The organism is Thermoanaerobaculia bacterium (assembly GCA_035717485.1).
In the GTDB taxonomy this organism is placed as follows: Bacteria; Acidobacteriota; Thermoanaerobaculia; order UBA5066; family DATFVB01; genus DATFVB01.
In genome coordinates this window covers 1-23,286 of the sequence record DASTIQ010000216.1, presented here as the reverse complement: position 1 = coordinate 23,286, position 23,286 = coordinate 1, and the positions used below count along the sequence as shown (strand labels likewise).

The following is a 23,286-nucleotide window of genomic DNA, read 5'->3' as shown; positions in this document are numbered from 1 at the left end:
GTCGGTCTGGTTCGCGCCGGTGATCGTCGCGCAGTTCTGGATGACCGTGGTCGCGGGTGTCGCGGGGTCAACCTGCGCCGTGATGATGATGGTGTCGTCGCCGTTGTTGCCGATTCCCTGGATGTCGCAGAGGATGTCCTGATTGGTGATCGTGCAGTTGTCGGGCACCGTCGCGTTGGCGACGATGTTGATGAGATGCACATCCATGGAGTCCGAGATGTGGATCTGGGTCGCTCCGTTCGGGCCGAAGTTGTGGAGGGTGATCGTGTACGTCACGGTCTGGCCTGCAACCGCGGTTCCACCCGTGTCGTTGCTCTTCGTCACGGCAACGTCCGCGGTGCCGACGGCGAACGCCGTCGAAGCGGTCAGAAGAAACGCGGTACAAAGGGTGAGGACGAAATTGATCGGGACTTTCCAGGGCCTGGTGGCTGTCATCTCCATTCCTTCCTTTCCAAAAGAGAACGTTGACTCACTCAATCAGCGATCTGAGATCGTTTTCCATTGATCGAAAATCCGTAGGCGGCCTCCCTCCACAACGAGTCCCGTAAAAAGATTTTTCCATTGATGGGACCGTAAGAGCCTACCCATCCGGAAGGTGAGGCGCCGAGCGAAGGCTCTTCGGTCGCGTGACGTTCTGACATGCCAAGACGCCTCGCGATTGCTCGCCGGGCGACTTCGCATTTCGGAAGATCTTGCTGGGCTGGGGGAGAATCTAGCAAACCTTCTGCCGCCCCCGCAACCGTAATTTTGATCAGACGTGAAATCCCTTCCCTGTCCAGAAGTACAGTGCTAGCAGCGATTTAACTTCACACGGACCGAGCCGAGGACCAGACCGCTCAGTCGCTTCCGTGAAAAATCTTGACGGATCGTGCGCACCGAGTTGCCATTTTTTGGTCATCGTTTTTTGATCGAAACTCGAACGTTGAACCGGGACTCCTACTCAGACGCCGGCGTGCCCCCTGAGGGCGTCATTCCAGAGCATTTATCAATAAGCGGGCACGTCCGCTTGATTCAATTGCCTCAAGGCCGCCCATGCCTCATTCCTCGCCGGAACGATCCCGGCGAACGGGCCCGGGGGCGAAGTCGATGGGATTGTTGGAGCGGGCAATCGGGATCGAACCGACGACATTCAGCTTGGGAAGCTGACGTTCTACCGCTGAACTATGCCCGCCCGCCCCGGATTCTAGCCGAGGCGGGTACCCCTCACAACCCCGGCGGGCGGTTCATGGCCGGGGCGCGAAACCGAGGAGCTCTCCCAGTTTTCCGAATTCCGCGAGCCATTCGGCCGCGGAGGCGTCTCCGGCGGCGGCCTTCTTCCGCATCGACGTCTCGGCCTTCTCCCGCAGCCGGTAGTACACGTTCTGCGCGTTCCAGAAGGCGACCGGGAACGGGAGCCCGGCGGACAGTTCGACGACCCTCCGCCACACCGCGAGGAGGGGGGCGTCCGACGGATCGTTCTCGCAGCCTTCGGCGAGCCCGGTGACGGCCCGCGACATCGCGCGCCCCGGATCCCGGGCCTCCTGGTGGGCGGGATTGCGAAGCCCCGGGGACCCGACGTACCGCTCGTACACGGCGGCGCCGTCCGGAAGCTCGGCGTCGTTCCCGCGCGCTTCCCTCAGGATCTCGAGGAAGCGGGATTCGAGAGGCTCCCGGAAGACCTCCTCGCCGATTTCGAGCGCGCGGGCGGCGTAGCGGATCACCTGCCGCGCCTCGAGACCGGCGACGTCGTCGAAGAACCATCCGCAGCTCGTGTACATCCGGAGCGTCTGGCGCTGGAGATCGAGGAGACGGAACGCCTCGCCGCGCTCGCCGCGGGTGAGAGGGCGCCGCGCGTTCCAGGCGAAGAACGCCTCTTCGCCGCGCCGGCCGTCCCGAAAGAGGACGAGGGCGTCATCCCTCGCCTTCCAGGGATCGACGAGGAGCTCTCCGGCGCGATCCTCGAACCGCGGAGCGAGCTCGTCGCGGAGCCAGTCGAACGCGGCGCGCATCGGCCCCCTCCAGAGCTGCGAGCCTCCGGCGATATGACAGCCGCAGTCGCGCTCCCACCGGCCGACGCCGTGCGCGCAACTCCAGGAGCTCCGGGGAACGATCTCGACCTCGTCCTGCGGCGGCCGCCTCTCGAGGTGCTCCCCGTAGTTCGTGAGCCGGGCCGTGGATCCGTTCTCGAGCCGCGCGAGCGCGGCGGCGAGGGCCATGTCGCCGTGCGCGTGGTGGTGACCATAGGATTCGCCGTCGGTCGCGACGTGGAGGAGCCCTTGGTCGCCGGCGCCGACGAGCCGCGCCACGAAGTCGTCCGCGCTGTCGAGCAGGCGTTCGAAGGCGATCGCCCGCGAGAGGGCTCCGTCGTAGAAGAAGAGCGCGATCCGGCGTCCGGACGGGAGAGGAGCGAAGTACGGCCGGGTCGTGTCGACGCGCTCTCCGGAGACGTCCGTCCATTCCTCGCCGCCGAGCGGCCGGACGCGCGCGGCCTGCCCCGGCGCGAGCACGGTGAACCGGACGCCGAGCTCCGCGAGGGTCTCGAGCGTCTCGACGTCGGCGGCCGTCTCGGGCAGCCACATCCCCTCCGGAGACCGGCCGAACCGCGATTCGAAGTCGCGGATTCCCCAGAGCACCTCGGTGCGCCGGTCGCGCGCCGAGGAGAGGGGGAGAATCGCGTGATGAAAGGCCTGCGCGATCGCCGACCCGTGCCCGGAGAACCTCCGGGCGCTCTCCCGGTCGGCGGCGAGGATCGCGGCGTACACCCGCGGCGCGTATTCCTCGAGCCAGGAGAGGAGGGTCGGCCCGAGGTCGAAACTGATCCGGGAGAAATTGTCGACGAGCGCTTCGATGCGCCCGGCCGCGTCGAGGATCCGGGCCGCCGTGTTCGGGCCGTAGCATTCCGCGGTGATCCGTTCGTTCCAGTCGTGGTAGGGAGCGGCGGAGGGCTGCCTTTCGATCTCCCCCGTCCACGGGTCTTCGCGGGGAGGCTGGTAGAAGTGCCCGTGGATGCAGACCGCCCGCTCGCTCATCGCGACGGGGACTCCTCGGGCGCGAAGAAGACGGCTCCGAGCGGCGGAATCGTGATCGAGGCGCTCGCGGGCCGGCCGTGGAGAGGCTCGGCGACGGCGGCGATCCGCCCCAGGTTGCCGATGCCCGAACCGGCATAGTGGCCCGAATCGCTGTTGAAGATCTCCCGCCACGCGCCGGGGGAAGGAAATCCGACGGCGTAGTCCTCGCGCGGGAGAGGCGTGAAATTCAGCACCGCGACGACCTCGGGTCCGACGCCGCCGCGGCGGAGGATCGCGAGGATGCTGCGCGACGCGTCGCGGCAATCGATCCACTCGAACCCCTCGGGCGACGTGTCGAGCCGGTGGAGCGCGGGGAACTCGCGGTAGAGGCGGTTGAGATCGGCGACGAGCCGGCGGACTCCCTCGTGCCACGGCGCCGCGCGGAGCCCCCAGTCGATTTCGCCGTCGTGGCTCCACTCCCGGCGCTCGCCGAGCTCGCCGCCCATGAACAGGAGCTTCTTGCCGGCCGAGACGAACAGGTAGGAGAAGAGCAGCCGGAGATTGGCGAACTTCTGCCAGTCGTCGCCGGGCATCTTTTCGAGGAGCGACCGCTTGCCGTGCACGACCTCGTCGTGCGAGAGCGGAAGGAGGAAGTTCTCGGAGAAGGCGTAGAGCAGCCGGAACGTGAGCTCGTCGTGATGGTACCGCCGGTGGATCGGGTCCCGGCCGAAATAGGAGAGCGTGTCGTTCATCCATCCCATGTCCCACTTCAGGCCGAACCCGAGCCCGCCCGCGTCGACGGGTCGCGCGACGCCGGGCCACGCGGTCGATTCCTCCGCGATCATCTGGACGTCGGGGAAACGCCGGTACGCCTCCGTGTTGATCTCGCGCAGGAGCGAGATCGCGTCGAGATTCTCGCGGCCGCCGTGCGCGTTCGGGATCCACTCCCCCTCCTGCCGCGAGTAGTCGAGGTAGAGCATCGACGCGACCGCGTCGACGCGGAGGCCGTCGGCATGGTAGCGCTCGAGCCAGAAGAGGGCGCTCGATCCGAGAAAGCTCCGGACTTCCTTGCGCGCGTAATTGAAGATCGCGCTCTTCCAGTCGGGGTGGAATCCCTGGCGCGGATCGGCGTGCTCGTAGAGATGGGTGCCGTCGAAGAACGCGAGGCCGTGCTCGTCGGTCGGGAAGTGGGAGGGGACCCAGTCGAGGATCACCCCGATCCCCGCGCGGTGCAGCGTGTCGATCAGGTACATCAGGTCCTGGGGAGGGCCGAAACGGCTCGTCGGCGCGAAGTAGCCGGTCGTCTGGTATCCCCACGAGCCGGTGAACGGGTGCTCCATGAGCGGGAGGAACTCGACGTGCGTGAATCCCGATTCGGCCGCGTATTCGGCGAGCGGCGCCGCGATTCCCCGGTAGGTGACCCCATCGGCGCCGCGCCGCCAGGAGCCGAGGTGGACTTCGTAGATCGAGATCGGCGCGTCGAGGGCGTTTCGGCGGCCGCGGGTCGCCATCCATTCCTCGTCCTGCCACGCGTAGTCGAGATCCCAGACGATCGACGCGGTGTTCGGCGGGGTCTCGTGCATCCACGCGAAGGGATCGGCTTTCTGCACCCGATACCCCGTTCCGCGGGAGGCGATCCGGTATTTGTACCGGCTGCCCCGGGGAGCCGCGGCCGATCCCTCCCAGACGCCCGACTGCCCGACGGGTTGGAGCGGACAGGCCGCCGGGTCCCATTCGTTGAAATCGCCGACGACCGAGACCTCGCCCGCATCGGGGGCGAGGACCGCGAATCGCGTCGTGCCGCTCTCCGGATCGGGATGCGATCCGAGCTTCTCGGACAGGCGGAAGTGCCTTCCTTCGTTCAGCAGCCAGACGTCGTCGGAGGTGAGGCCGCCGCGCCGGTCCTTCGTCATGACCCCGAAATCTATCTCGCCCGCCCGGTCAGGGCGCACAACCGCCGGAGCCGGGCCGCGAGCGCGGGCGACAACGCGCCGGGCGGCGCCTGCCATTTCCAGTTGCCCTCCGGGTTGCCGGGGGTGTTGAGGCGCGCTTCGCTTCCGAGGCCGAGGACGTCCGCGAGGGGCGCGATCGCGGTTTCCGCGACCGACTCGAGCGCGGTGCGGAGGAGGCTCCAGGGGAAATCGGAGCCGTCGCTCCCGGTGTAGTCGAGGGCGCGGGACCGTTCGGCGGCGGGAGCGCGGTCCAGCCAGCCGCGCGCCGTGTCGTTGTCGTGCGTCCCGGTGTAGACGAAGCAGTTCGGGACGTGGCGGTGCGGCAAGTGAGGGCTGTCGTCGCCGTCGAACCCGAACTGGAGGACGCGCATGCCGGGAAGGCCGAGGCGGTCGCGGAGGTCGACGACGTCGGAAGTGATCACCCCGAGATCCTCGGCGACGAAGGGGAGTCCTCCTCCCACCGCTTCGCGGACGGCATCGAAGAGCTCCCTTCCGGGCCCCCGGCGCCATTCTCCGGCGATGGCCGTCGACTCCGACGCGGGAATCGCCCAGAATCCGGCGAATCCCCGGAAGTGATCGATCCGAACGAGGTCGGCGAGCGCCAGATTCGAGCGGAACCGGTCGATCCACCACGCCCATTTCTGCTCCCGGCAGCGGTCCCATCGGTAGAGCGGCGAGCCCCAGCGTTGCCCGGTCGCGCTGAAGTAGTCGGGCGGCACGCCCGAGACCGCGACCGGCTCGCCCCGGTCGTCGAGATCGAACAGCTCCGGGTGGGTCCAGACGTCGGCGCTGTCGTGAGCGACGTAGATCGGCATGTCGCCGAAGACCGCGATCGAGAGCTCGAAGGCGCGCCGGCGGACGGCGTCCCATTGCGTGAAGAAGAGGAACTGCACGAACTCCTCCTTGGCGGTCTCGTCCGCGAGCCGCCGGGCGGCCTCCGCGAGCGCGTCGGGTTCGCGCCGCGCGAGCGGGGCGGGCCACTCCGTCCAGCGGGCGCCGCGCCGATCCGCCTTGATCGAGGTGAAGAGGGCCCAGTCCGGGAGCCATCGCGCCCGGGCGGCGTCGCGGCGGAACGCGTCGAGGGCCGCGAGGCGATCCGGCGGGGGATTCCCCCGAAAACGACGCCAGGCGCGATCGAGGAGGCTTTCGCGGAACGCGGCGGAGTCATCGGGACGGACGGGCGGCGGAGCGGTCTCGAGGTCCCCGGCGTCGAGCCATCCGTCGGCGACGAGCCGCTCCGGCGAGATCAGGTAGCGGTTTCCGGCGAACGCCGAGGCGCCGCCGTACGGAGAGTCGCCGTAGCCGCACGGCCCCAGCGGGAGCACCTGCCAGACCCCGGCGCCCGCTTCGTGCATCCACTCGAGGAACCGATCCGCCTCCGGTCCGAGATCCCCGCGCCCGAATCGGCCGGGAAGGGACGTCGGGTGGAGGAGGAGTCCGAGGCGGCGAGTCATCGGGACGAGCCTCGAATATCGAAACCGGAAGCCGGAGCGAAATTCGAATCGGGAACGGCCAAGACCCGCCTCGTTTCCTGAAATCGACTCTTCATCGATGCGTTCCGGGTTTCGGGATTCGAATTCGGATTTCCGCCGAGGTCCGGCCGGCGGATCGGGGGCTCACTCCTTTCCGGCGAGCTCCGAATCTCTTCGGGGACGGGCGGCGGCGGCGGCGCGTGCTCCCGCCTCCCCTCGCTGCGAGCGCCGCGCGGCGCCGATCCACGCGACGTCGAGGTATTCGCCGATCATCCGGTCGGTGGAAAAGAGGGCGCCGATCCGGTCCATCGATCCGCGCATCTTCTCCACCCAGCCTCGCGGCACGCCGTCGCCGTTTCTCTCCCAGAAGAGCGGGATCACCTCGTTTTCGAGCACCGTGTAGAGCGCCTGAGCCATGAGGTCGGCGGGGGGATGGTCCTGCGCGAGGCCGAAGGTGAACCCCGTCTCCTCGCGCGGGGCCTCGTCCCACCAGCCGTCGAGCGCCGAGAGATTCAGGACCCCGTTCATCCCCGCTTTCATTCCGGACGTCCCGGAAGCCTCGAGCGGACGCTCCGGGTTGTTGAGCCAGACGTCGCATCCGGAAACGAGGAGGCGCGCGATGTCGACGTCGTAGTCGGGGAGGAAGACGACGCGCCCGCGGAAGCGATCCTCCCGGGAGAAGCCGACGATCCGATGCACGAACTCCTTGCCCGGCTGGTCGTGCGGATGCGCCTTACCCGAGAAAACGAACTGGAGGGGCCGGCCCTCGGCGTGAATCAGCCGCGCGAGTCGGTCGGGGTCGGTGAAGACGAGGGGAGCGCGCTTGTACGTGGCGAAGCGCCGCGCGAAGCCGATCGTCAGCGCCTCCGGGTCGAGAACGTCGCTTCCGAGGATCTCGCGGCAGCGCACGACGAGCCGGCGCCGCAGACCCTGATGGCGTCGCCAGATCTCGGGCGGATCGGCCCGCTTCGGGTCCTCGAAGCGCATGTCGGGATCCGTCCACGTGTCGCGGTGCACGCCGTTCGTGATCGGGAAGATCGGCACCTCGTCGACGGGCGTTTCGGGCGTCATCTTCTGCCAGAGGCCGCGGGCCACGCGCGCGTGGAGCTTCGAGACCGCGTTCGTCTTCGCGCTGAGGCGGAGGGCGAGGGCGGCCATCGAGAAGAGGTTGCGTTCCGGATCGACGATCTCGGCGCCGAGCGCGTAGAAGTCGCCCGTGGAGAGACCGATCTCGGCGGCCAGGTCCGCGAAATACGGCTCGATCAGGTCGTGGGGAAAGAGGTCGATTCCCGCGGGAACGGGCGTATGGGTCGTGAAGACGTTCCCCGCGGCGCCGGCGCGCCGCGCCTCGGCGAACGGGAGTCCTTCCTCGCGGACGAGCTGGCGGATGCGTTCGAGCGTCGCGAACGCCGCGTGTCCTTCGTTGAGGTGACGGACGGCGGGGCGCCAGCCGAGCGCGTCGAGGGCGCGCATCCCGCCGATGCCGAGGAGAATCTCCTGCTGGAGCCGATTCTCGGCGTCGCCGCCGTAGAGGCGGTGCGTGATCGCGCGGTCGGCGGGAGAATTTCCCTCGAGATCCGAGTCGAGGAGGACGAGAGGCGTCGCTCCGACCCGCGCGAGCCGGACCGCCAGGCCGACTCGCCGTCCGGGAAAGTCGACGAAGATCTCGAGGGGCATCCCGTCCGGGCCGATCGCGAGCGCGAGGGGGAGCGCGTCCGGATCCGCGGGCGGGTTGCGCTCCTCCTGCCGCCCTTCGTCGGAGAGCGCCTGGCGGAAATATCCCTCTCGATAGAAGAGGCCGACGCCGACGAGCGGCACGCGGAGGTCGGAAGCGGACTTGAGCGTGTCGCCGGCGAGGATGCCGAGGCCGCCGGCGTAGATCGGGAGGCATTCCGCGACGCCGAACTCGGCGCAGAAATAGGCGATGCGCTCGCCGCGCTCCTCGAGCTCGCAGGCGCCAGCGAGCGGGGACGGCCGTTCGTCCGCTTCCTCGAGCGCGCGCCGCACCGCCGCGACGGCGGCCACGTACCCGGGGTCGCTCGCGGCGGCATCGAGCACCTGGGCCGGAACGCGCTGGAGGAGGGCGACCGCGTTCTGGCGCGTCGCCGTCCAGAGCGCGCCGTCGAGGCCGGCGAAGAGGCGCGCGACCTCGGGGCGCCAGGAGGCGCGCAGATCGAACGCGAGATCGGCGAGCGCGGCGATCGCCTCGGGGACCGCGGGGAGGGGAGGGTGTTTCCGGAGAGGCGTTTCCAAACGGCGCGGGAGCATATCAGACGGGCGCGCGCGCGGGTTTCGCCGGGGCGAACTCGACCGCCTTCGCGTCCGCGGCCGCCGTGGCCCCGGCCGGCACGACCGCGTGCTCGGGGATCACCGCGTTCTTGCCGAGCGTCGTCAGGAGGGGCGGCTCGCCCGCGCGCCCCATTCCTCCGATCCGCGCGTGGTGCCCGATCACGACGTGCTTGTCGACGATCGTCCGACGCAGCTGGGCGCCGCTCTCGATCACCGCCCCGGAGAGCACGACCGACTCCTTGAGCACCGCTCGCGGCCCCACGAGGACCCCCGGGGAGAGGATGCTGTTTTCGACCCGCGCGCCGGGCGCGATGACGCAGCCGTCGGTCACGAGGCTGTCCTGGACGAGGGCGCCATCCTGGATTCGCACGGGCGGCTGGTGCTCGGAGACCGTCCGGATGATCCAGGAACGGTCGTTCAGGTTGAAAGGCGGAGGCGTCCGGAGGAGGTCCATGTGCGTCCGCCAGTACGCCTCGATCGTCCCGACGTCGACCCAGTAGCCGCGGAACGGATACGCGAGGACGCGGAAACCTTCCTGGATCAGGCGCGGGATCACGTCCTTGCCGAAATCGTGCGTCGAATCGCGCCGGCGGCCGTCCTCGAGGAGCACGCGGGAAAGGAGGGGCGCGCCGAAGACGTAGATGCCCATCGACGCGAGCGTCGCCGGCGGGTCGGAGGGCTTCTCGACGAACTGGGTCACCCGGGCCTCCGCGTCGGTGCCCAGGATCCCCATCCGCGTCGCCTCCTCGCGGGTGACCTCGAGGGTCGCGATCGTGAGATCCGCCTGGTTCGACACGTGGAAGTCGATCATCTCGGCGTAGTTCATCTTGTAGATGTGGTCGCCCGAGAGGATCAGGACGAAGTCGGGCGTTTCGCGTTCCACGAACGAGAGGTTCTGGAAGACGGCGTCCGCCGTCCCCTTGTACCAGTCGGTCGCGAGCCGCCCGCGATACGGCTGGTAGATCTTGACGCCGCCGGTGAAGCTGCGGTCGAGATCCCAGGGGCGGCCCGCGGCGATGTGCTCGTTCAACGAGTGCGGGCGGTACTGCGTCAGGATCATGACGTCGAAGAGCCCGGAGTTCACGCAGTTGGAGAGCGTGAAGTCGATGATCCGATACTTCCCGGCAAAGGGGACGGCGGGCTTGGCGCGCTTGTCCGTGAGGACGCCCAGGCGCGAACCCTCACCGCCGGCGAGGATGACGGCCCGGGTCTTCAGGACGCGGCTCCCGGGCGGGTCATCGAACTTTCCGTGCCGCGCCCCTGGACGGCTCGACATCCTCGACGCCCTTCATGGGGCGACGTTCCCGACGCCCTCATCGGGCGACGGTCTCCCGCCGGCGGGCGGCGGCGCGGACGTAGAGGGCATCGTAGGCCCGGGCCGAGCGCGTCCAGGAGAAGTCTTCGGCCATTCCGCGAAGGACGAGCGAACGCCATGCCGGGCGGTTTCCGCGGAGCGCCCGGGCGCGTTCGAGGGCGCCGGAGATCGCGTCCGGGTCGAGCGTCGGGAAGAGGAAGCCGGTGCCGGCGCTTCCCGCCGCGTCACGGATCGTGTCGGCGAGCCCGCCCGTCTCCCGCGCGACCGGCACGCATCCGTAGCGCATCGCGATCATCTGGGTGAGGCCGCACGGCTCGTACCGGGAGGGAATGAGGAACATGTCCGCTCCCGCGTAGATCCGGCGGGCGAGGTCCGCATCGAAGCGGAAGCGGACGGCGGCGCGCGAGGGATGCGCGGCGGCGAGCTCCCCGAGCCCTCTCTCGACCGCGGGATCGCCCGTCCCGAGGGCCGCGAGCTGCCCCCCCGAGGCGAGCCACCGGGCGAGCGCGGGAGCCGCGACGTCGAAGCCCTTCTGGTCGTCGAGCCGGGACACGATTCCCACGAGCGGCGCCGCCGGATCGCTTTCGAGGCCGAGGTCGCGCCGGAGAGCGTCGCGGTTCTCGTCGCGCGCGTCGATGCGCGCGGCGTCGAAGCGGCGCGCGAGGGCGGAGTCCGCGGACGGATCCCACACCGTGAGGTCGAGGCCGTTGACGATTCCCGTCAGGCGGTCCGCGCGGCTCCGCAGGAGCGCGTCGAGTCCGCACCCGTACTCCGGAGTGAGGATCTCGCGGGCGTACGTGGGACTCACGGTGCTGATCTCGTCGGCGCGCGCGATCCCGACGGGGAGCAGGGCCCCCCGCGCCCACTCGGGAAGCCCGTCCCCGTCCACGGGGATCCCGTAGTCGGCGAGCGCGGCGCCGGCGCCCGTCCCCATGTACGGGAGGTTGTGGATCGTCACCAGCGAAGCGGTGTCGCGGAAAAACGGGTCGCCGGAAGCCTCCGAGAGCCACGCGGCGGCCGGAGCCGCATGCGAGTCGTGGGCGTGGACGAGGTCCGGCTTCCAGCCGGACCGCCGGCAGAGCTCGAGAGCGGCGCGACAGAAGAACGCGAACTTCGGTCCGTCTTCGCCGATCCCGTTTCCGTACACCCGGCCGGAACGGGGGATCGGCGCGCCGCCGACCAGGAGGAAGGGGAAGCCGTCGACGTCCACCTCCGAGACCGCCGCGACTTCGTCGCCGTGGGCGGCGGAGACGGAAAACGTCGCGACCGGGCGCGGGACGAAGCGTCGTTCCTCGAGGGGCCTCGCGTCGGGAATCGCGACCCGCACGTCGATCCCGAGAGCGGCGAGCGCGCGGGGAAGGGAGCCGGCCACGTCTCCCAGGCCGCCGACCTTGACGAGAGGGGCGGCTTCGGCGGCGAGGAAGAGGACGCGCACGCGCCAATCATAAAGGGAGACGAACCTGCCCATTGGGCGGGGTTCGACCCGGCGCGACTTTGCTACACTCGAACTCTTATGGCCTTATTCAGCGGAAAACCCAGCGACAAGCCCCCGGCGCCCGCGGGACCGCCGGTCCCGGCCCCACCCCGTCCCGCTCCGTCGACGACCAAGGGAGGAAAAACCGTGATCGGAAGCCAGATCAAGCTCATCGGGGAGATCTCCGGCGACGAGGACGTCGAGGTCCTCGGCCGCGTCGAGGGGACGATCGAGCTCCGCAAGGACCTCGTCATCTCGAGCGCCGGGCACGTCGACGCGAAGATCCACGCGAAGAACGTGACGATCGCCGGGCGCGTCAAGGGGGACGTGACGGCCGACGAGCGGGTCGAGCTCCTCCCGTCGGGGTCGCTCGAGGGGAACATCCGGGCCCCGAAGATCGTCATTTCGGAGGGCGCGCACTTCCGCGGCAACGTGGACATGAGCGCGCGCTCCGAGGGGACGCGCCCGTCGGAACCGGGGAAACCGGCGGCGCCGCCCGCCATCGTCAGCGAGCACAAATGAGCAGTACGGAGAACCGCAACTTCATCGGGGGGAAATGGGTCCCCTCGGTTTCCGGAAGGACCTTCGAGAACCGAAACCCCGCGGACCGCGACGATCTGGTCGGGACGTATCCGAAGTCGACGGCGAAGGACGTCGACGACGCGGTCGCCGCGGCGCGCGCCGCCTACCGTTCCTGGCGTCTCACGCCCGCGCCGAAGCGGGCCGAGATCCTCTACGCCGCCGGCGACATCCTCAAGCGCCGCAAGGAAGAGATCGCGCGGCTCATGACGCGCGAGATGGGGAAGGTGCTCGCGGAGACCCGCGGCGACGTGCAGGAAGCGATCGACATGGCCTTCCTCGCGGCCGGCGAGGGGCGGCGCCTTTTCGGCGTCACCGCCCCCTCGGAGCTCGCGAACAAGTTCGCGATGGCGGTGCGGGACTCGATCGGCGTCTGCGGGTTCATCACCCCGTGGAACTTCCCGATCGCGATCCCGGCATGGAAGTCGATGGCGGCGCTCATCTGCGGCAACACGATCGTCATCAAGCCCGCGACCGACACCCCGGCTTCCGTGATCGAGCTCGCGAAGGTATTCGAAGAGGCGGGCCTGCCGGCCGGCGTCTTCAACGTGGTCACCGGCGGGGGCTCCGAGGTCGGCGATCCGCTCGTCCATCACCCGGACGTCCGCGTGATCTCGTTCACCGGCTCGACCGCCGTCGGCAAGGCGATCGGCGTCGAGTGCGCGAAGCAGAACAAGCGCTTCCACCTCGAGATGGGGGGGAAGAACGCGATCCTCGTCATGGACGACGCGGACCTCGATCTCGCCGTCGAGGGCGCGGTCTGGGGCGCGTTCGGGACGACCGGCCAGCGCTGCACGGCGTCGTCGCGCCTCCTCGTGCATCGGAAGGTGCTCGCGGAATTCGAGGAGCGGCTCGTCGCGCGGGCGAAGAAGGTCCGGGTGGGCAACGGCCTCGAAGAGGGCGTCGACATGGGGCCGTGCGTTTCCGAGGCCCAGCGCGAGACGGTCGCGAAGTACGTCGAGATCGGCAAGGGAGAGGGAAAGCTCCTGACGGGCGGCCGGAAGCTCACCGACGGCGCCTGGGGGAAGGGGTGGTTCCACGAGCCCACGATCTTCGAGGCGAAGCGGGACGCGCGCGTCTCCTGCGAGGAGATCTTCGGGCCGGTGACGACGGTGATCCCGGTCGACTCGCTCGAGGAGGGCATCGACGTCGCCAACGGCGTCGCCTACGGGCTCTCGGGCGCGATCTACACGCGCGACGTCAACAAGGCGTTCACGGCGATGCGGGATTTCGAGACGGGCCTGTTCTACGTGAACGCGGCGACGATCGGCGCCGAGGTGCACCTTCCGTTCGGGGGAGTCAAGGACACCGGCAACGGGCATCGCGAGGCGGGGGTCGCCGGCATCGACGTGTTCTCGGAATGGAAGTCGATCTACGTGGACTTCTCGGGACGGCTCCAGAAAGCCCAGATCGACAGTTAGCCGGTACGGCGATACGGGTCGCGTCTTTCCACCCGTCTCGCCGCACCTGACGGTCGTCGCGCTTCACTCGATGCCGGAGACGATCGGTCACGCCTCTTCGGTCGTGCGATCGACCCTTTCGCCGGCCTCGGCTTTCTTCTAGACTCTGCGCGGTCCGCACCGAAAGGCGTCCGACAGCGAGGTATCAGATGATCGTCGGCCTCCCGAAAGAGATCAAGGACAACGAGAACCGCGTCGGGCTCGTCCCGGCGGGCGTGGCCGCCCTCACGAAGGGAGGACACGAGGTCGTCGTCGAGAGAAACGCCGGGGTCGGATCCGGCATCGACGACTCCGAATACGTGGCGGCCGGCGGCCGCGTCGTCGGCACCGCCGACGAGGTGTTCTCGCGGGCCGAGATGATCGTGAAGGTGAAGGAGCCGATCGAACCGGAATACGGGCGCATGCGCGCCGGCCAGATCCTCTATACGTACCTGCACCTCGCCCCGGCGGGCAGGCTGACCGACGTGCTCCTCGAGCGCAAGGTGACCGGCGTCGCCTACGAGACGATCACGGGGAGGAACGGAACGCTTCCGCTCCTGACCCCGATGTCCGAAGTCGCGGGCCGGATGTCCGTGCACGTCGGGGCGTACTACCTCCAGAAATCGAACGGCGGGCGCGGCGTGCTCCTCTCCGGGGTGCCGGGCGTTCCCCCGGCCGACGTCGTGATCATCGGCGGGGGCGTCGTCGGAACGAACGCGGCGCGGATCGCGTCCGGCATGGGCGCGGACGTGACGATCCTGGAGATGTCGCCGGACCGGATGCGCGAGCTCGACGACATCTTCCTCGGCCGCGTGAAGACGGTCGCGTCGAACCCGCACACCCTCGAGGAGGGATGCCGGCGCGCGGATCTCCTCGTCGGGGCCGTTCTGATCCCCGGGGCGGCCGCGCCGAAGCTGGTGACCCGCGACCTGATCGGGGTCATGAAGAAGGGCGCCGTCGCGGTCGACGTCGCGGTCGACCAGGGCGGCTGCTTCGAGACGACGCACGCCACGACCCACTCCGATCCGGTCTACACGGTCGACGGGGTCATCCACTACTGCGTCGCGAACATGCCCGGCGCGGTCGCCCGGACATCGACCTTCGCGCTCACGAATTCGACCCTCCGCTACGCCCTGGAGCTGGCGAACAAGGGATTCGCCCGGGCCGTCTCGGAAAACCGCAACCTCGCGGAAGGCGTGAACACCTTCGACGGGCGGATCACGTACGAGGCGGTCGCGCAGGCGCAGGGGAAACCCTTCACTCCGCTCTCGGCTCTTCTCAAGGGCGTCGCGGCGGCGCGCGCGTAGCCGCGCCGCCGTGCGGCGCCAGAGCTTTCAGCCGGGTAGCGCCGCCAGGAGCACGCGCAGGTCCTCGGGCCACGGCGCGGTGACGTCGACCGCGACCCGGGTGACCGGGTGGAGGAACGCGATCCGTTCGGCATGGAGCGCCTGCCGGGGGAACGACGCGAGCAGGCGCTTCAACCCGGGGTCGCGCACCGTTTCGTACCGCGGGCGGCCGTAAACGGGATCGCCGATGACCGGACAGCGAATCGCGGCGAGATGGACGCGGATCTGGTGCGTCCGCCCGGTGACGAGCGTCAACCGGAGCAGCGCGAGATCGAGCGCCGGCCACTCCCGCTCGATCGCGTAGAGCGTCTTCGCCTCGCGGATCGCCGGCGGCGCGGGAGCGGCGAAACCCTTCATGCGCTTCCGATCCCTCGGGTCGCGCCCGATCGCGAGCTCGATCGATCCCTTCCGGAGCGGCGGGCGTCCCGCGGCGAGCGCGACGTACTCCTTCCGGATCTGCCGCTTCTTCATCTGCCGGGCGAGCGACTCGTGCGCGCGATCGGTCTTGGCGACGACGAGAGCGCCCGACGTCTCGCGATCGAGCCGGTGCACGATGCCGGGGCGGAGCGGATCGCCTCCCGCCGGCAGGTTCTCCCGGCAGTGGTGGAGGATCGCGTTCGCGACGGTCCCGGAGTGGTGTCCGGGGGCCGGATGGACGACGAGCCCGGGGGGCTTGTTCAGGATCAGGAGCTGGTCGTCCTCGTACAGGATCTCGAGCGGAATGTCCTCCGCCACGAGCGCGGTTTTCGGCGGCGATTCCGGAAGCTGGAGCTCGACCGTCTGCCCGTCGGCGGTCGTCCTCGACGCGCGCCGTTCGACCGCTCCGTCGACGCGGACCGCGCCGTCTTCGATCAGCCGCTGGAGCCGGGAGCGGGAGATGTCGCCGCAGACGGCGGCGAGAAAGCGGTCGAGACGGCGGCCGGAGCTCGCGCGGCCGACGTCGAAGCGGCGAAGGGTCATGGATCGATTATCGGCCGGAAGACGAGTTCAGATCTCCTGGGCGGCCGCCGCGCCCCGGCGGCGCAGGACGAGGAGCATCACGATCGAGGCGATCGCCATCAGGATTCCGATGAACTGGGCGGTCGAGAGGACCCCCGGGATGACGAACCCGCGGACGAGGTCGCCCCGGAACTCCTCGATCACCCCGCGGGTGAGCGCGTACCCGAGCACGTAGACCCAGAAGACCTCGCCGTCGAACGTCTTGCGCCGGTACACCCATTCGCAGATCGCGAAGAGGATGAGCGCGTTGATCGAGAGGTAGATCTGCGTCGGATGGAGCGGGACGTTGAGCGGCGTCCCGACGGCGTCGTGCGCGAACGGATTCCGGAACGTGATCGCCCACGGGACGTTCGTCGGTTTTCCGTAGCAGCAGCCCGCCGCGAGGCATCCCCACCGGCCGATCGCCTCCCCGAGCGCGATCGAAGGCGCCGCCATGTCGGTGATTCGCCACGCCGGGAGGCGGTGGCGGCGGATGTACCAGAGTCCGACGGCCGTCGCGGCGATGAGGCCGCCCTGGAACACGCCTCCCGAACGGATCAGCTCCGACGCGCTCGCCGGGTCGGCGAGGTATTCCTTGAAGTCGACGATCGCGAGCAGGGCCTTGGCGCCCAGGATGGCCGCCGCGAGGATCGCGATCGAGAGATCCGAAATCTCGTTCTTCGGGAGACCCTCCCGCTCCGCCTTCTTCGTCAGGAGCGCGATCGCGACGAGGTAGGCGATCGCGAGCATCACCCCGTAGGTCGGGAGATAGAAGGCGCCGATCGTGACGAGCTTCGGGTGCATTCAGCGGGGGAGGGATCGGCTCATGGCGCGCCGGGAGCCGGGGAGACGGGCGCCTTCTGGCGGAGCATGTCGAGCGCCAGGAGCCCCACCCCGACGCAGATGGCCGAGTCGGCGACGTTGAACGCGGGCCAGTAATGTCCCCGGAGGCCGAACAGGAGGAAGTCGACGACGTACCCGAAGCGGACCCGGTCGACCAGGTTCCCGACCGCTCCGCCCAGAACGAGCGCGAGGCCGAGCTGCAGGCGGACGCTCTTGAAGTGCGAGCGGAACGCGTAGAGGCTGACGGCGACGAACGCCGCCACGGCGACCGCGTTCAGGAAGATCGACTTCAGCGACGATTCGACGTTGGCGAAGAGCCCGAAGGCGGCGCCCGAATTCCGCACCGAGGTCAGCAGGAAGAAATCGCCGAGGACCTCCCGCGATTCGTGGAGACCGAGCGCCCGGGTGATCGTCCCCTTGCTCCACTGGTCGAGGAAGAGGACCGCGACGGAGACGAGGAGGTACCCCGAGCGGTAGAGCGTGTTCTCGGAAAGGATCGCCTTCTTCACGGTGCCGCGCCGGCGCTCGCGCGCCCGTCCGGGGTGAGGACGGACCGGCAGCGCTCGCACACGCCTCCCTCCGGAACTTCGGGTCGGACCTTCCAGCACCGGGCGCATTTGCGCCCCGCGGCGCGCCGGAACGCGAACGTCAGCCCGGGATAGGCGGCCGACGCGATCTCGAGCGGGGCCGCGGCTTCGTCCAGATCGGACACGATGAAGAAGTCGGCGAACGGAAGGCCTTCCCACCCCGTCCGGCGACGGTCCTCGGCGAGGGCCGGGTCGACGGAGAACGTCAGCGCGGCCTCGAGCGAGGAGCCGATCACCCGCTGCTTCCGGCGATCCTCGAGGACCTTCGTGACCTCTTCGCGCAGGCTCAAGAGACGCTCCCAGGCGCGCTCGACCGGTTCGGGCAGGGGTTCGGCATCCATGCGGGCAAAACGCTCGAGATGGACCGATTGTTCCCGCTTTCCCGGGAGGGCTTCGTAGATCTCCTCGGCGGTGAAGGGGAGGATCGTCGCGGTCAGCGTGGCGAGCCGGCGCCCGATCCGGTACAGGGCGTTCTGGGCCGACCGCCGTTCGGGCGAGGCGGCGGCCGACGCGTAAAGGCGGTCCTTGAGGACGTCGAGGTAGAGCGAGGACATCGACACGACGCAGAAGTCGTGAATCGCGCGGACCCCGGCGTGGAACTCGAACGCCTCGAACGCCGCCCGGACCCGGCGCTCGAGCTCCACGGCCCGGGCGACCGCCCAGCGGTCGAACGGCAGGAGCGCGGAATCCGCGACGGCGTCGCGCTCCGGGTCGAAATCGAAGAGGTTCGAGAGCAGGTAGCGCGCCGTATTCCGGATCTTCCGGTACACGTCGGAGGTCCGCGCGACGATCTCCGGGGAGAGCGGCTGGTCCTCGCGGTAGTCGAGACCGAGAACCCACAGCCGCAGGACGTCGGCGCCCTCTTTCGCGACGATCTCGTGAGAAGTGATGACGTTCCCGAGCGACTTCGACATCTTGCGGCCCTGGCCGTCGACGACGAAGCCGTGCGTGATCACGGTTCGGAAGGGCGCCTGGCCGTTTTCCAGGGCGACGGACGTGAGGAGCGACGACTGGAACCATCCGCGATGCTGGTCGTGGCCCTCGACGTAGACGTCGGCCGGCCAGCGGAGGTCCGGCCAGACGCCGGATTTCAGGACCGCCTCGTGCGAGACGCCGGAGTCGAACCAGACGTCGAGGACGTCGCGTTCCTTGACGAACTCGGTTCCGCCGCAGGAGCATCGGAATCCCTCGGGGAGGAACGCGGCCGCCGGACGGTCCGGGTCGAACCACGCGTCGCCGCCCGCCTCGCGGAACGCCGCGACGACCTTCGCGAAGAAGGCGCCGCACGCTTCCGGGTCCTTCGGGTCGGGGAAGACCGCCCGGCAGGAAGCGCAGGAAACGACGGTGATCGGGGACCCCCAGCGGCGCTGGCGCGACACGCACCACTCGTGGCGGTTCTCGACCATCCCGCCGATCCGCTCCGCTCCCCACGCGGGGATCCACCGGACCCGGCGGATCGCCTCTGCGGCGCGTTCCCGGATGTTCTCGCCCGGTTTCTCGAGATCGACGAACCACTGCTCGGTCGCGCGGAAGATCACCGGGTTGCGGCACCGCCAGCAATGAGGGTACTCGTGGCGGTAATTCGAGTCGGCGTGGACGAGGGCGCCGGCCTCCCGGAGATCCTCGATGACCCGGGGGTTCGCGTCGAGCACCTTCGTCCCCCGGTACCGCGGCACCTCCTCCGTGAAGCGGCCCGCGTCGTCGAGCGGCGAGAGCACGGGGAGGCCCTCCCGCTGTCCCGTCCGGAAATCGTCCTCGCCATGCCCGGGCGCGGTGTGCACGAGGCCCGTGCCGGTATCCATCGTCACGTAGTCGGCCGCGACGACGCGAAACGCCTTCTCCGGGTCGTCGAGCCGCGCGCGGGCTTCCGCCGGCAGGGGGTGCTCGTAGCGGAGACCGACGAGCCGCGCTCCCGGCACCACGCCGGTGATCTCGACGTCCGTCCATCCCGCGTCCTTCGCGGTGCGTTCCAGGAGATCGCGCGCGACGACGAAATGGCCGCCGCTCGTCGTCGCGAGCACGTATTCGCGTTCCGGATGGACGGCGATCGCGGCGTTGCTCGGGATCGTCCAGGGCGTCGTCGTCCAGATGACCGCGCGGATCGGCTGGCGGAGGGCCTCCGCCGAAACCGGCATTCCCTCGAACCGTCCCGCCACCTCGTCCGCCTCGGCGAACCGGAATGCGACGAGGATCGCGGGGTCGCTCTTCTCCGAATACTCGAGCTCGGCTTCGGCGAGCGCGGTCCGGTCCGTGAAGCACCACCTCACCGACTTGAGCGCCCGGTAGACGAGCCCCCGCGCGTAGAACTCGCCGAAGCAGCGGGCGATCTCGGCCTCGTACGGGAACGCCATGGTGAGGTACGGCCGGCTCCATTCGGCCAGGACGCCGAGCCGCTCGAACTCCTCCATCTGGATCGCGACGAACTTCTCCGCGTAGGCGCGGCAGGCGCGGCGGATCTCGAGGTCGGACATCTCGCGGCGCTTCGCTCCGAGCTCCTTGTCGACCTGGCGCTCGATCGGGAGTCCATGGCAGTCCCATCCCGGGACGAAGGCCGCGTCGAACCCCTCCATCGTCCGCGACCGGACGATCGCGTCCTTGATGATCTTGTTGAGCGCGGTCCCCAGGTGAGTGTGCCCGTTCGCGTACGGGGGGCCGTCGTGGAAGACCCACTTCTCGCGGCCGGCGGACGCCGCCCGGACCTTCCCCTCGAGATCCATTCCCTTCCACGCGGCGAGGCGTTCCGGCTCGCGGCGCGCGAGCTCCGCCTTCATCGGGAACGCCGTCGAAGGGAGGTTCAGCGTGGACTTGTAGTCGGGCGCGTCGCTCATGGTGTTCGAACCGCCCAAACTAGCAAGTCGAGGAGGCTCCCGTCAAGAAATCGGCGGGGCGCAGACGAGCAGGACGACGGCCGCCGCGGTCCGCTCCGTGTGAGTGATCGTGAGCTCGACCGAGGCGACGGAGAGGCGTTCGGCGAGCCGGCTCGCCCTTCCCTGGAAGCGGAGGTTCGGCTTTCCCGACGTCTCCCGGCCGACGACGATCTCGCGGAAGGACAGACCGCGGAATCCGGTGCCGAGCGCCTTCATCGCCGCTTCCTTCGCGGCGAACCGGCCGGCGACGTGCTGGGAAAACGCCGCGGGGTGACGGCGCCGCCGGTCGACCTCCCCGGCGTTGAAGAGCCGCTCGAGGAACGTCTCCCCCCACCGGTCGATCGCGCGCGCGATCCGGTCGACCTCGGCGAGATCGAGTCCCAGACGGAACGTGAAGGGGATCACTCGAAGCCTTCCAGACCGAAGTAGCGGGCGACCTTCGCGAGGACGGAATCCGTCGCGACGCGCGCCTCGGCGCGGGGCGAGTTCGCGAGCATCGCTTCGTTGATCTCCCGGCGCCCTTCGACGAGCCGGCTCATCTCGACGGCGAGCTGCGGGTTGCCTTTCAGGACCGGAGCGAGCGCTTCCCGGTCGATCCGATACAGGCTCGCCGGGGTCTTCGCCTTGACCGTCGCGGCGCGCGGCTCGCCGGTCAGGAGGGCCATCTCCCCGAACGCGTCGCCGGGGCCGAGCGTTCCGACCTCGACGGTCGTGCCGTCTCCGTGGCGAACGAGGACCGACAGGTCACCCGTTTCGACGACGAAGAGCGAGTCGGCGACGTCCCCCTGCTCCACGATCGGCTCGCCCGGCCCGAATTCGAGATGGACGAGATGCGATCGGAGGACGCGGCGTTCGGCGTCGGTGAGCGGGGAGAAGAGCTCGACGAGGTCGAGGACCGGAGGAGGCTCCGCGGCCGGGACTTCCTCCCAGGGACGCTGGTACTGATACCGGACGGAGACCGGGTACGGGATCGTGATCCCTTCCCGCTTGATCGCGAACCACAGCCGCTCGCGGATCGCGGTCTCGACCGGGAGGAACATGGAGTAGTCCTCGAGCCAGACGCGGAGCTCGTAGACGATCGAGAAGTCGGCGAAGTTGACGATGTAGACCCGCGGCGGCGGAACGGCGGCGACGCCGGGGACGCCGATCGCGGTCGACCGGATCGTCGCCATCGCCTTCGTCGGGGAGGTCTGGTAGTCCAGCCCGATCCGGATCGCGTGGGCGATCGGCGCCGGGGAGGAACGCGGGAAGACCTCGAGCCGGTCGCGGGCGGCGGCGCTGTTGGGAAGCAGGATGATCGTGTCGAGGAGCGTCCGGACCCGGATCGCGCGCCAGGAGAGCATTTCGACGAACCCGACGGCCTCCCCGACGCGCACCATGTCGCCGACCTGGAGCGACTTCTCGAGGTGCAGGGCCATGCCGGCGAAGAGGTTCCCGAGCGTGTCCTGGAGCGCGAGGCCGATGACCGCGGTGATCAGGGCCGAGGTCGCGAGCACCGCCGTGAGGTGGACCGAGAGCAGACCGCGCAGGAGGAGAGCGAACCCGATCGAGAAGACGAGGATCGCGACCATCTCGCGCAGCAGCAGCGGCGCCTCGGTCCTCCGGCGCAGCCGGAAGACGACGTCGAAGAACAGGTAGTTGGCGAGGCGGGTGGCGAGGAGGAGGAGCGCGAGGCCGATCGCGAACGTCCCCCAGTCGTGGGTCGCGTCGCGGAGAGGCGACATCCGGAGGTCGCGGATCAGGAGGACCGCGCCGGCGACGACGATCGTGAGGAGGAGCGGTCCGATGATGCGGCGGACGACGAGGGGAGCGCGCGCGCCGTTCGTCATCGAAGCCTCGCTTCGCGGACGACCGCGCCGGGATCGTCCGCCTCCTCGAACGCGCGAATCGCCGCGAAGCCGGCGATTCGGCCGCGGATCGGCGCGAGGTCGGCGAGACGATCGACGTCCACGCCTCCGATCACGAAGAGCTCTGCCGAGGCCGGCCACGAATCGCCGACGGCCTCGACGGCGGCGGGCGACAGAGGAGCGCCGTATCGTCGCTTCGACGGCGTGTCGAAGATCGGTCCGAGGAGCACGAGGTCGGCGCCGTCATGGGCGGCCCGGAGCGCGTCCTCCGGCGAATGCGCCGACTTGCCGACGCGAAACCCGCGCGGCGTTTCGCGCCTCACCGGCGCGACCGGAAGGCCGTCCTCCGGCAGGACGACGCCCGCGGCCCCCGCGGCGATCGCCAGATCGAAACGTCCGTTGGCGAGCACGCGTCCGGCCCCGAGCGCGCCGACGGCCGTCCGGAGGAGCTCGAGCACGCGGCGGTCCGCCGCTCCCTTGTCGCGCACCTCGAAATAGTCCGGGGCGGACTCGCGGAATCCGCCGAGGAGGCGCTCGTAATCGGCGTCGGAAGCGGTGGACCGGCCGGTCACGCAGAGGGTTTTCACGAGCCTTCCGTGATCCGCCGCAGGAGCAGGCGGAAGTCGTTGGCGCCCACCACCAGGTGGACGAGCCCGAGCCCGGAGATGAATCCGCGCAGGTACGGCGAGGCGGGACCGGTGTCCGGGGCCCACGGCCTCAGGAGCAGGTACATGCCCACACCCGCGCAGTAGAAGACGAAGAGGATCGTCCCCCCGAAGTTCTTCGTCTCCTCGCGCATTCGATCCGGGAATTGTAGCGTGAACACCCCGGGCTTCCGCGCCGGGGCGCCCCCGCTCGGCGATAATCGGCCATGCCGAAGGCGCCCCCGTTCTTCACGGTCGCCGGCCTCCTCGAGCCCGGCGCGACCGTCGCCCTCGACGCGCGGGCGCGGCGGCACGCGCGCGCCCGGCGCCTCGCGGCCGGCGGCGCCGTGCGGCTCGCCGACGGAGCGGGAAACGAGGCGGAGGGGACGATCGCGCGGATCTCGCGGGACGCGCTGGAGGTCCGGGTCGGACGAGTCGCGGCAGCCCCGCCCCGCGCCGGTATCGAGCTCTACGTCTCCGCGATCCGCCTTCCCCGGCTTTCCTGGCTCGTCGAGAAGGCGACGGAGCTCGGCGCGGGCGCCGTGACGATCGTGGCGAGCGACCGCGCGCAGCGCGAGCGCGTGGAAGGAGCGGCGTCCGGGCGGGCGCGGCTCGAGCGGATCGTCCGGGAAGCGGCGGAGCAGAGCGGGCAGGCGGCGCCTCCCCG

At 69.6% G+C, this 23,286-nt stretch carries 19 protein-coding genes and 1 tRNA gene; 4 read left to right on the top strand and 16 right to left on the bottom strand.

What is annotated here, in order from left to right; all coding sequences use genetic code 11:
• The 8 genes from VFS34_11555 to VFS34_11520 form a co-directional block, all read right to left on the bottom strand.
• Window positions 1-435 (bottom strand): hypothetical protein (locus tag VFS34_11555; protein ID HET9795088.1); only part of this gene is annotated, 435 nt, incomplete at its 3' end.
• Window positions 436-1,096: 661 nt separating this feature from the next.
• Window positions 1,097-1,171 (bottom strand) — tRNA-Gly (locus tag VFS34_11550).
• A gap of 52 nt (window positions 1,172-1,223) precedes the next feature.
• On the bottom strand, window positions 1,224-3,008 hold the full coding sequence (locus tag VFS34_11545; GenBank protein HET9795087.1) for a DUF3536 domain-containing protein: 1,785 nt from the start codon (window positions 3,006-3,008) through the stop codon (window positions 1,224-1,226).
• Window positions 3,005-4,900: a 1,4-alpha-glucan branching protein GlgB gene (glgB, locus tag VFS34_11540; protein ID HET9795086.1), complete on the bottom strand. Its 1,896-nt coding sequence runs from the start codon at window positions 4,898-4,900 to the stop codon at window positions 3,005-3,007. The genes VFS34_11545 and glgB overlap by 4 nt, the downstream gene beginning before the upstream one ends.
• An 11-nt stretch (window positions 4,901-4,911) precedes the next feature.
• Entirely contained in the window at window positions 4,912-6,393 is a 1,482-nt protein-coding gene (malQ, locus tag VFS34_11535; GenBank protein HET9795085.1) for a 4-alpha-glucanotransferase, read from the bottom strand.
• A 162-nt stretch (window positions 6,394-6,555) separates the two neighbouring features.
• Window positions 6,556-8,664 (bottom strand): alpha-glucan family phosphorylase, encoded by a 2,109-nt coding sequence (gene glgP / locus VFS34_11530; protein HET9795084.1) that lies wholly within the window; start codon window positions 8,662-8,664, stop codon window positions 6,556-6,558.
• Between the two features lie 16 nt (window positions 8,665-8,680).
• Entirely contained in the window at window positions 8,681-9,976 is a 1,296-nt protein-coding gene (locus VFS34_11525) for a glucose-1-phosphate adenylyltransferase (GenBank protein HET9795083.1), read from the bottom strand.
• A 37-nt stretch (window positions 9,977-10,013) separates the two neighbouring features.
• Complete coding sequence (locus tag VFS34_11520; GenBank protein HET9795082.1) at window positions 10,014-11,450, bottom strand: glycogen synthase; 1,437 nt, start codon at window positions 11,448-11,450, stop codon at window positions 10,014-10,016.
• A 186-nt stretch (window positions 11,451-11,636) separates the two neighbouring features.
• On the opposite strand from VFS34_11520, the gene VFS34_11515 reads away from it, so the two are divergent.
• The 3 genes from VFS34_11515 to ald all read left to right on the top strand — a co-directional run bounded on the left by VFS34_11515 (window position 11,637) and on the right by ald (window position 14,814).
• Complete coding sequence (locus VFS34_11515; GenBank protein ID HET9795081.1) at window positions 11,637-12,011, top strand: polymer-forming cytoskeletal protein; 375 nt, start codon at window positions 11,637-11,639, stop codon at window positions 12,009-12,011.
• Entirely contained in the window at window positions 12,008-13,489 is a 1,482-nt protein-coding gene (locus tag VFS34_11510; GenBank protein ID HET9795080.1) for an aldehyde dehydrogenase family protein, read from the top strand. The genes VFS34_11515 and VFS34_11510 overlap by 4 nt, the downstream gene beginning before the upstream one ends.
• Before the next feature lie 188 nt (window positions 13,490-13,677).
• Window positions 13,678-14,814: an alanine dehydrogenase gene (ald, locus tag VFS34_11505; GenBank protein HET9795079.1), complete on the top strand. Its 1,137-nt coding sequence runs from the start codon at window positions 13,678-13,680 to the stop codon at window positions 14,812-14,814.
• Between the two features lie 27 nt (window positions 14,815-14,841).
• Here ald and VFS34_11500 read toward each other — a convergent pair whose 3' ends face one another.
• Genes VFS34_11500 through VFS34_11465 form a run of 8 tightly spaced genes read right to left on the bottom strand, consistent with a single transcriptional unit; the run spans window position 14,842 to window position 22,774 of the window.
• A complete protein-coding gene (locus VFS34_11500; GenBank protein ID HET9795078.1) occupies window positions 14,842-15,813 on the bottom strand; it encodes an RluA family pseudouridine synthase in 972 nt (323 codons plus the stop codon).
• A 27-nt stretch (window positions 15,814-15,840) separates the two neighbouring features.
• Complete coding sequence (gene lgt / locus VFS34_11495; protein ID HET9795077.1) at window positions 15,841-16,635, bottom strand: prolipoprotein diacylglyceryl transferase; 795 nt, start codon at window positions 16,633-16,635, stop codon at window positions 15,841-15,843.
• A 20-nt stretch (window positions 16,636-16,655) separates the two neighbouring features.
• Window positions 16,656-17,183, bottom strand: a complete 528-nt coding sequence (gene lspA / locus VFS34_11490) for a signal peptidase II (GenBank protein HET9795076.1) — start codon at window positions 17,181-17,183, stop codon at window positions 16,656-16,658.
• The gene (ileS, locus tag VFS34_11485) at window positions 17,180-20,089 is read right to left on the bottom strand and encodes an isoleucine--tRNA ligase (protein HET9795075.1); all 2,910 of its coding nucleotides are present in this window, start codon (window positions 20,087-20,089) and stop codon (window positions 17,180-17,182) included. The genes lspA and ileS overlap by 4 nt, the downstream gene beginning before the upstream one ends.
• Window positions 20,090-20,131: 42 nt before the next feature.
• Complete coding sequence (acpS, locus tag VFS34_11480; GenBank protein ID HET9795074.1) at window positions 20,132-20,533, bottom strand: holo-ACP synthase; 402 nt, start codon at window positions 20,531-20,533, stop codon at window positions 20,132-20,134.
• Window positions 20,530-21,957 carry a mechanosensitive ion channel family protein gene (locus tag VFS34_11475; protein HET9795073.1) on the bottom strand — a complete coding sequence of 476 codons (1,428 nt, stop codon included), beginning with the start codon at window positions 21,955-21,957 and terminating at the stop codon, window positions 20,530-20,532. The genes acpS and VFS34_11475 overlap by 4 nt, the downstream gene beginning before the upstream one ends.
• Window positions 21,954-22,562 (bottom strand): thiamine phosphate synthase, encoded by a 609-nt coding sequence (locus tag VFS34_11470; GenBank protein HET9795072.1) that lies wholly within the window; start codon window positions 22,560-22,562, stop codon window positions 21,954-21,956. The genes VFS34_11475 and VFS34_11470 overlap by 4 nt, the downstream gene beginning before the upstream one ends.
• Window positions 22,559-22,774 carry a hypothetical protein gene (locus VFS34_11465; protein HET9795071.1) on the bottom strand — a complete coding sequence of 72 codons (216 nt, stop codon included), beginning with the start codon at window positions 22,772-22,774 and terminating at the stop codon, window positions 22,559-22,561. The genes VFS34_11470 and VFS34_11465 overlap by 4 nt, the downstream gene beginning before the upstream one ends.
• A gap of 72 nt (window positions 22,775-22,846) precedes the next feature.
• Here VFS34_11465 and VFS34_11460 point away from each other — a divergent pair.
• A partial coding sequence (locus VFS34_11460; protein ID HET9795070.1) for an RsmE family RNA methyltransferase occupies window positions 22,847-23,286 on the top strand: 440 nt, incomplete at its 3' end.

Coding starts and splice junctions, on each gene's coding strand:
- VFS34_11545 (HET9795087.1), bottom strand. CDS start 3,008: ATGAGCGAGCGGGCGGTCTGCATCCACGGGCACTTCTACCAGCCTCCC.
- VFS34_11510 (HET9795080.1), top strand. CDS start 12,008: ATGAGCAGTACGGAGAACCGCAACTTCATCGGGGGGAAATGGGTCCCC.
- VFS34_11500 (HET9795078.1), bottom strand. CDS start 15,813: ATGACCCTTCGCCGCTTCGACGTCGGCCGCGCGAGCTCCGGCCGCCGT.
- ald (HET9795079.1), top strand. CDS start 13,678: ATGATCGTCGGCCTCCCGAAAGAGATCAAGGACAACGAGAACCGCGTC.
- ileS (HET9795075.1), bottom strand. CDS start 20,089: ATGAGCGACGCGCCCGACTACAAGTCCACGCTGAACCTCCCTTCGACG.
- VFS34_11465 (HET9795071.1), bottom strand. CDS start 22,774: ATGCGCGAGGAGACGAAGAACTTCGGGGGGACGATCCTCTTCGTCTTC.
- malQ (HET9795085.1), bottom strand. CDS start 6,393: ATGACTCGCCGCCTCGGACTCCTCCTCCACCCGACGTCCCTTCCCGGC.
- VFS34_11525 (HET9795083.1), bottom strand. CDS start 9,976: ATGTCGAGCCGTCCAGGGGCGCGGCACGGAAAGTTCGATGACCCGCCC.
- VFS34_11475 (HET9795073.1), bottom strand. CDS start 21,957: ATGACGAACGGCGCGCGCGCTCCCCTCGTCGTCCGCCGCATCATCGGA.
- lgt (HET9795077.1), bottom strand. CDS start 16,635: ATGCACCCGAAGCTCGTCACGATCGGCGCCTTCTATCTCCCGACCTAC.
- glgB (HET9795086.1), bottom strand. CDS start 4,900: ATGACGAAGGACCGGCGCGGCGGCCTCACCTCCGACGACGTCTGGCTG.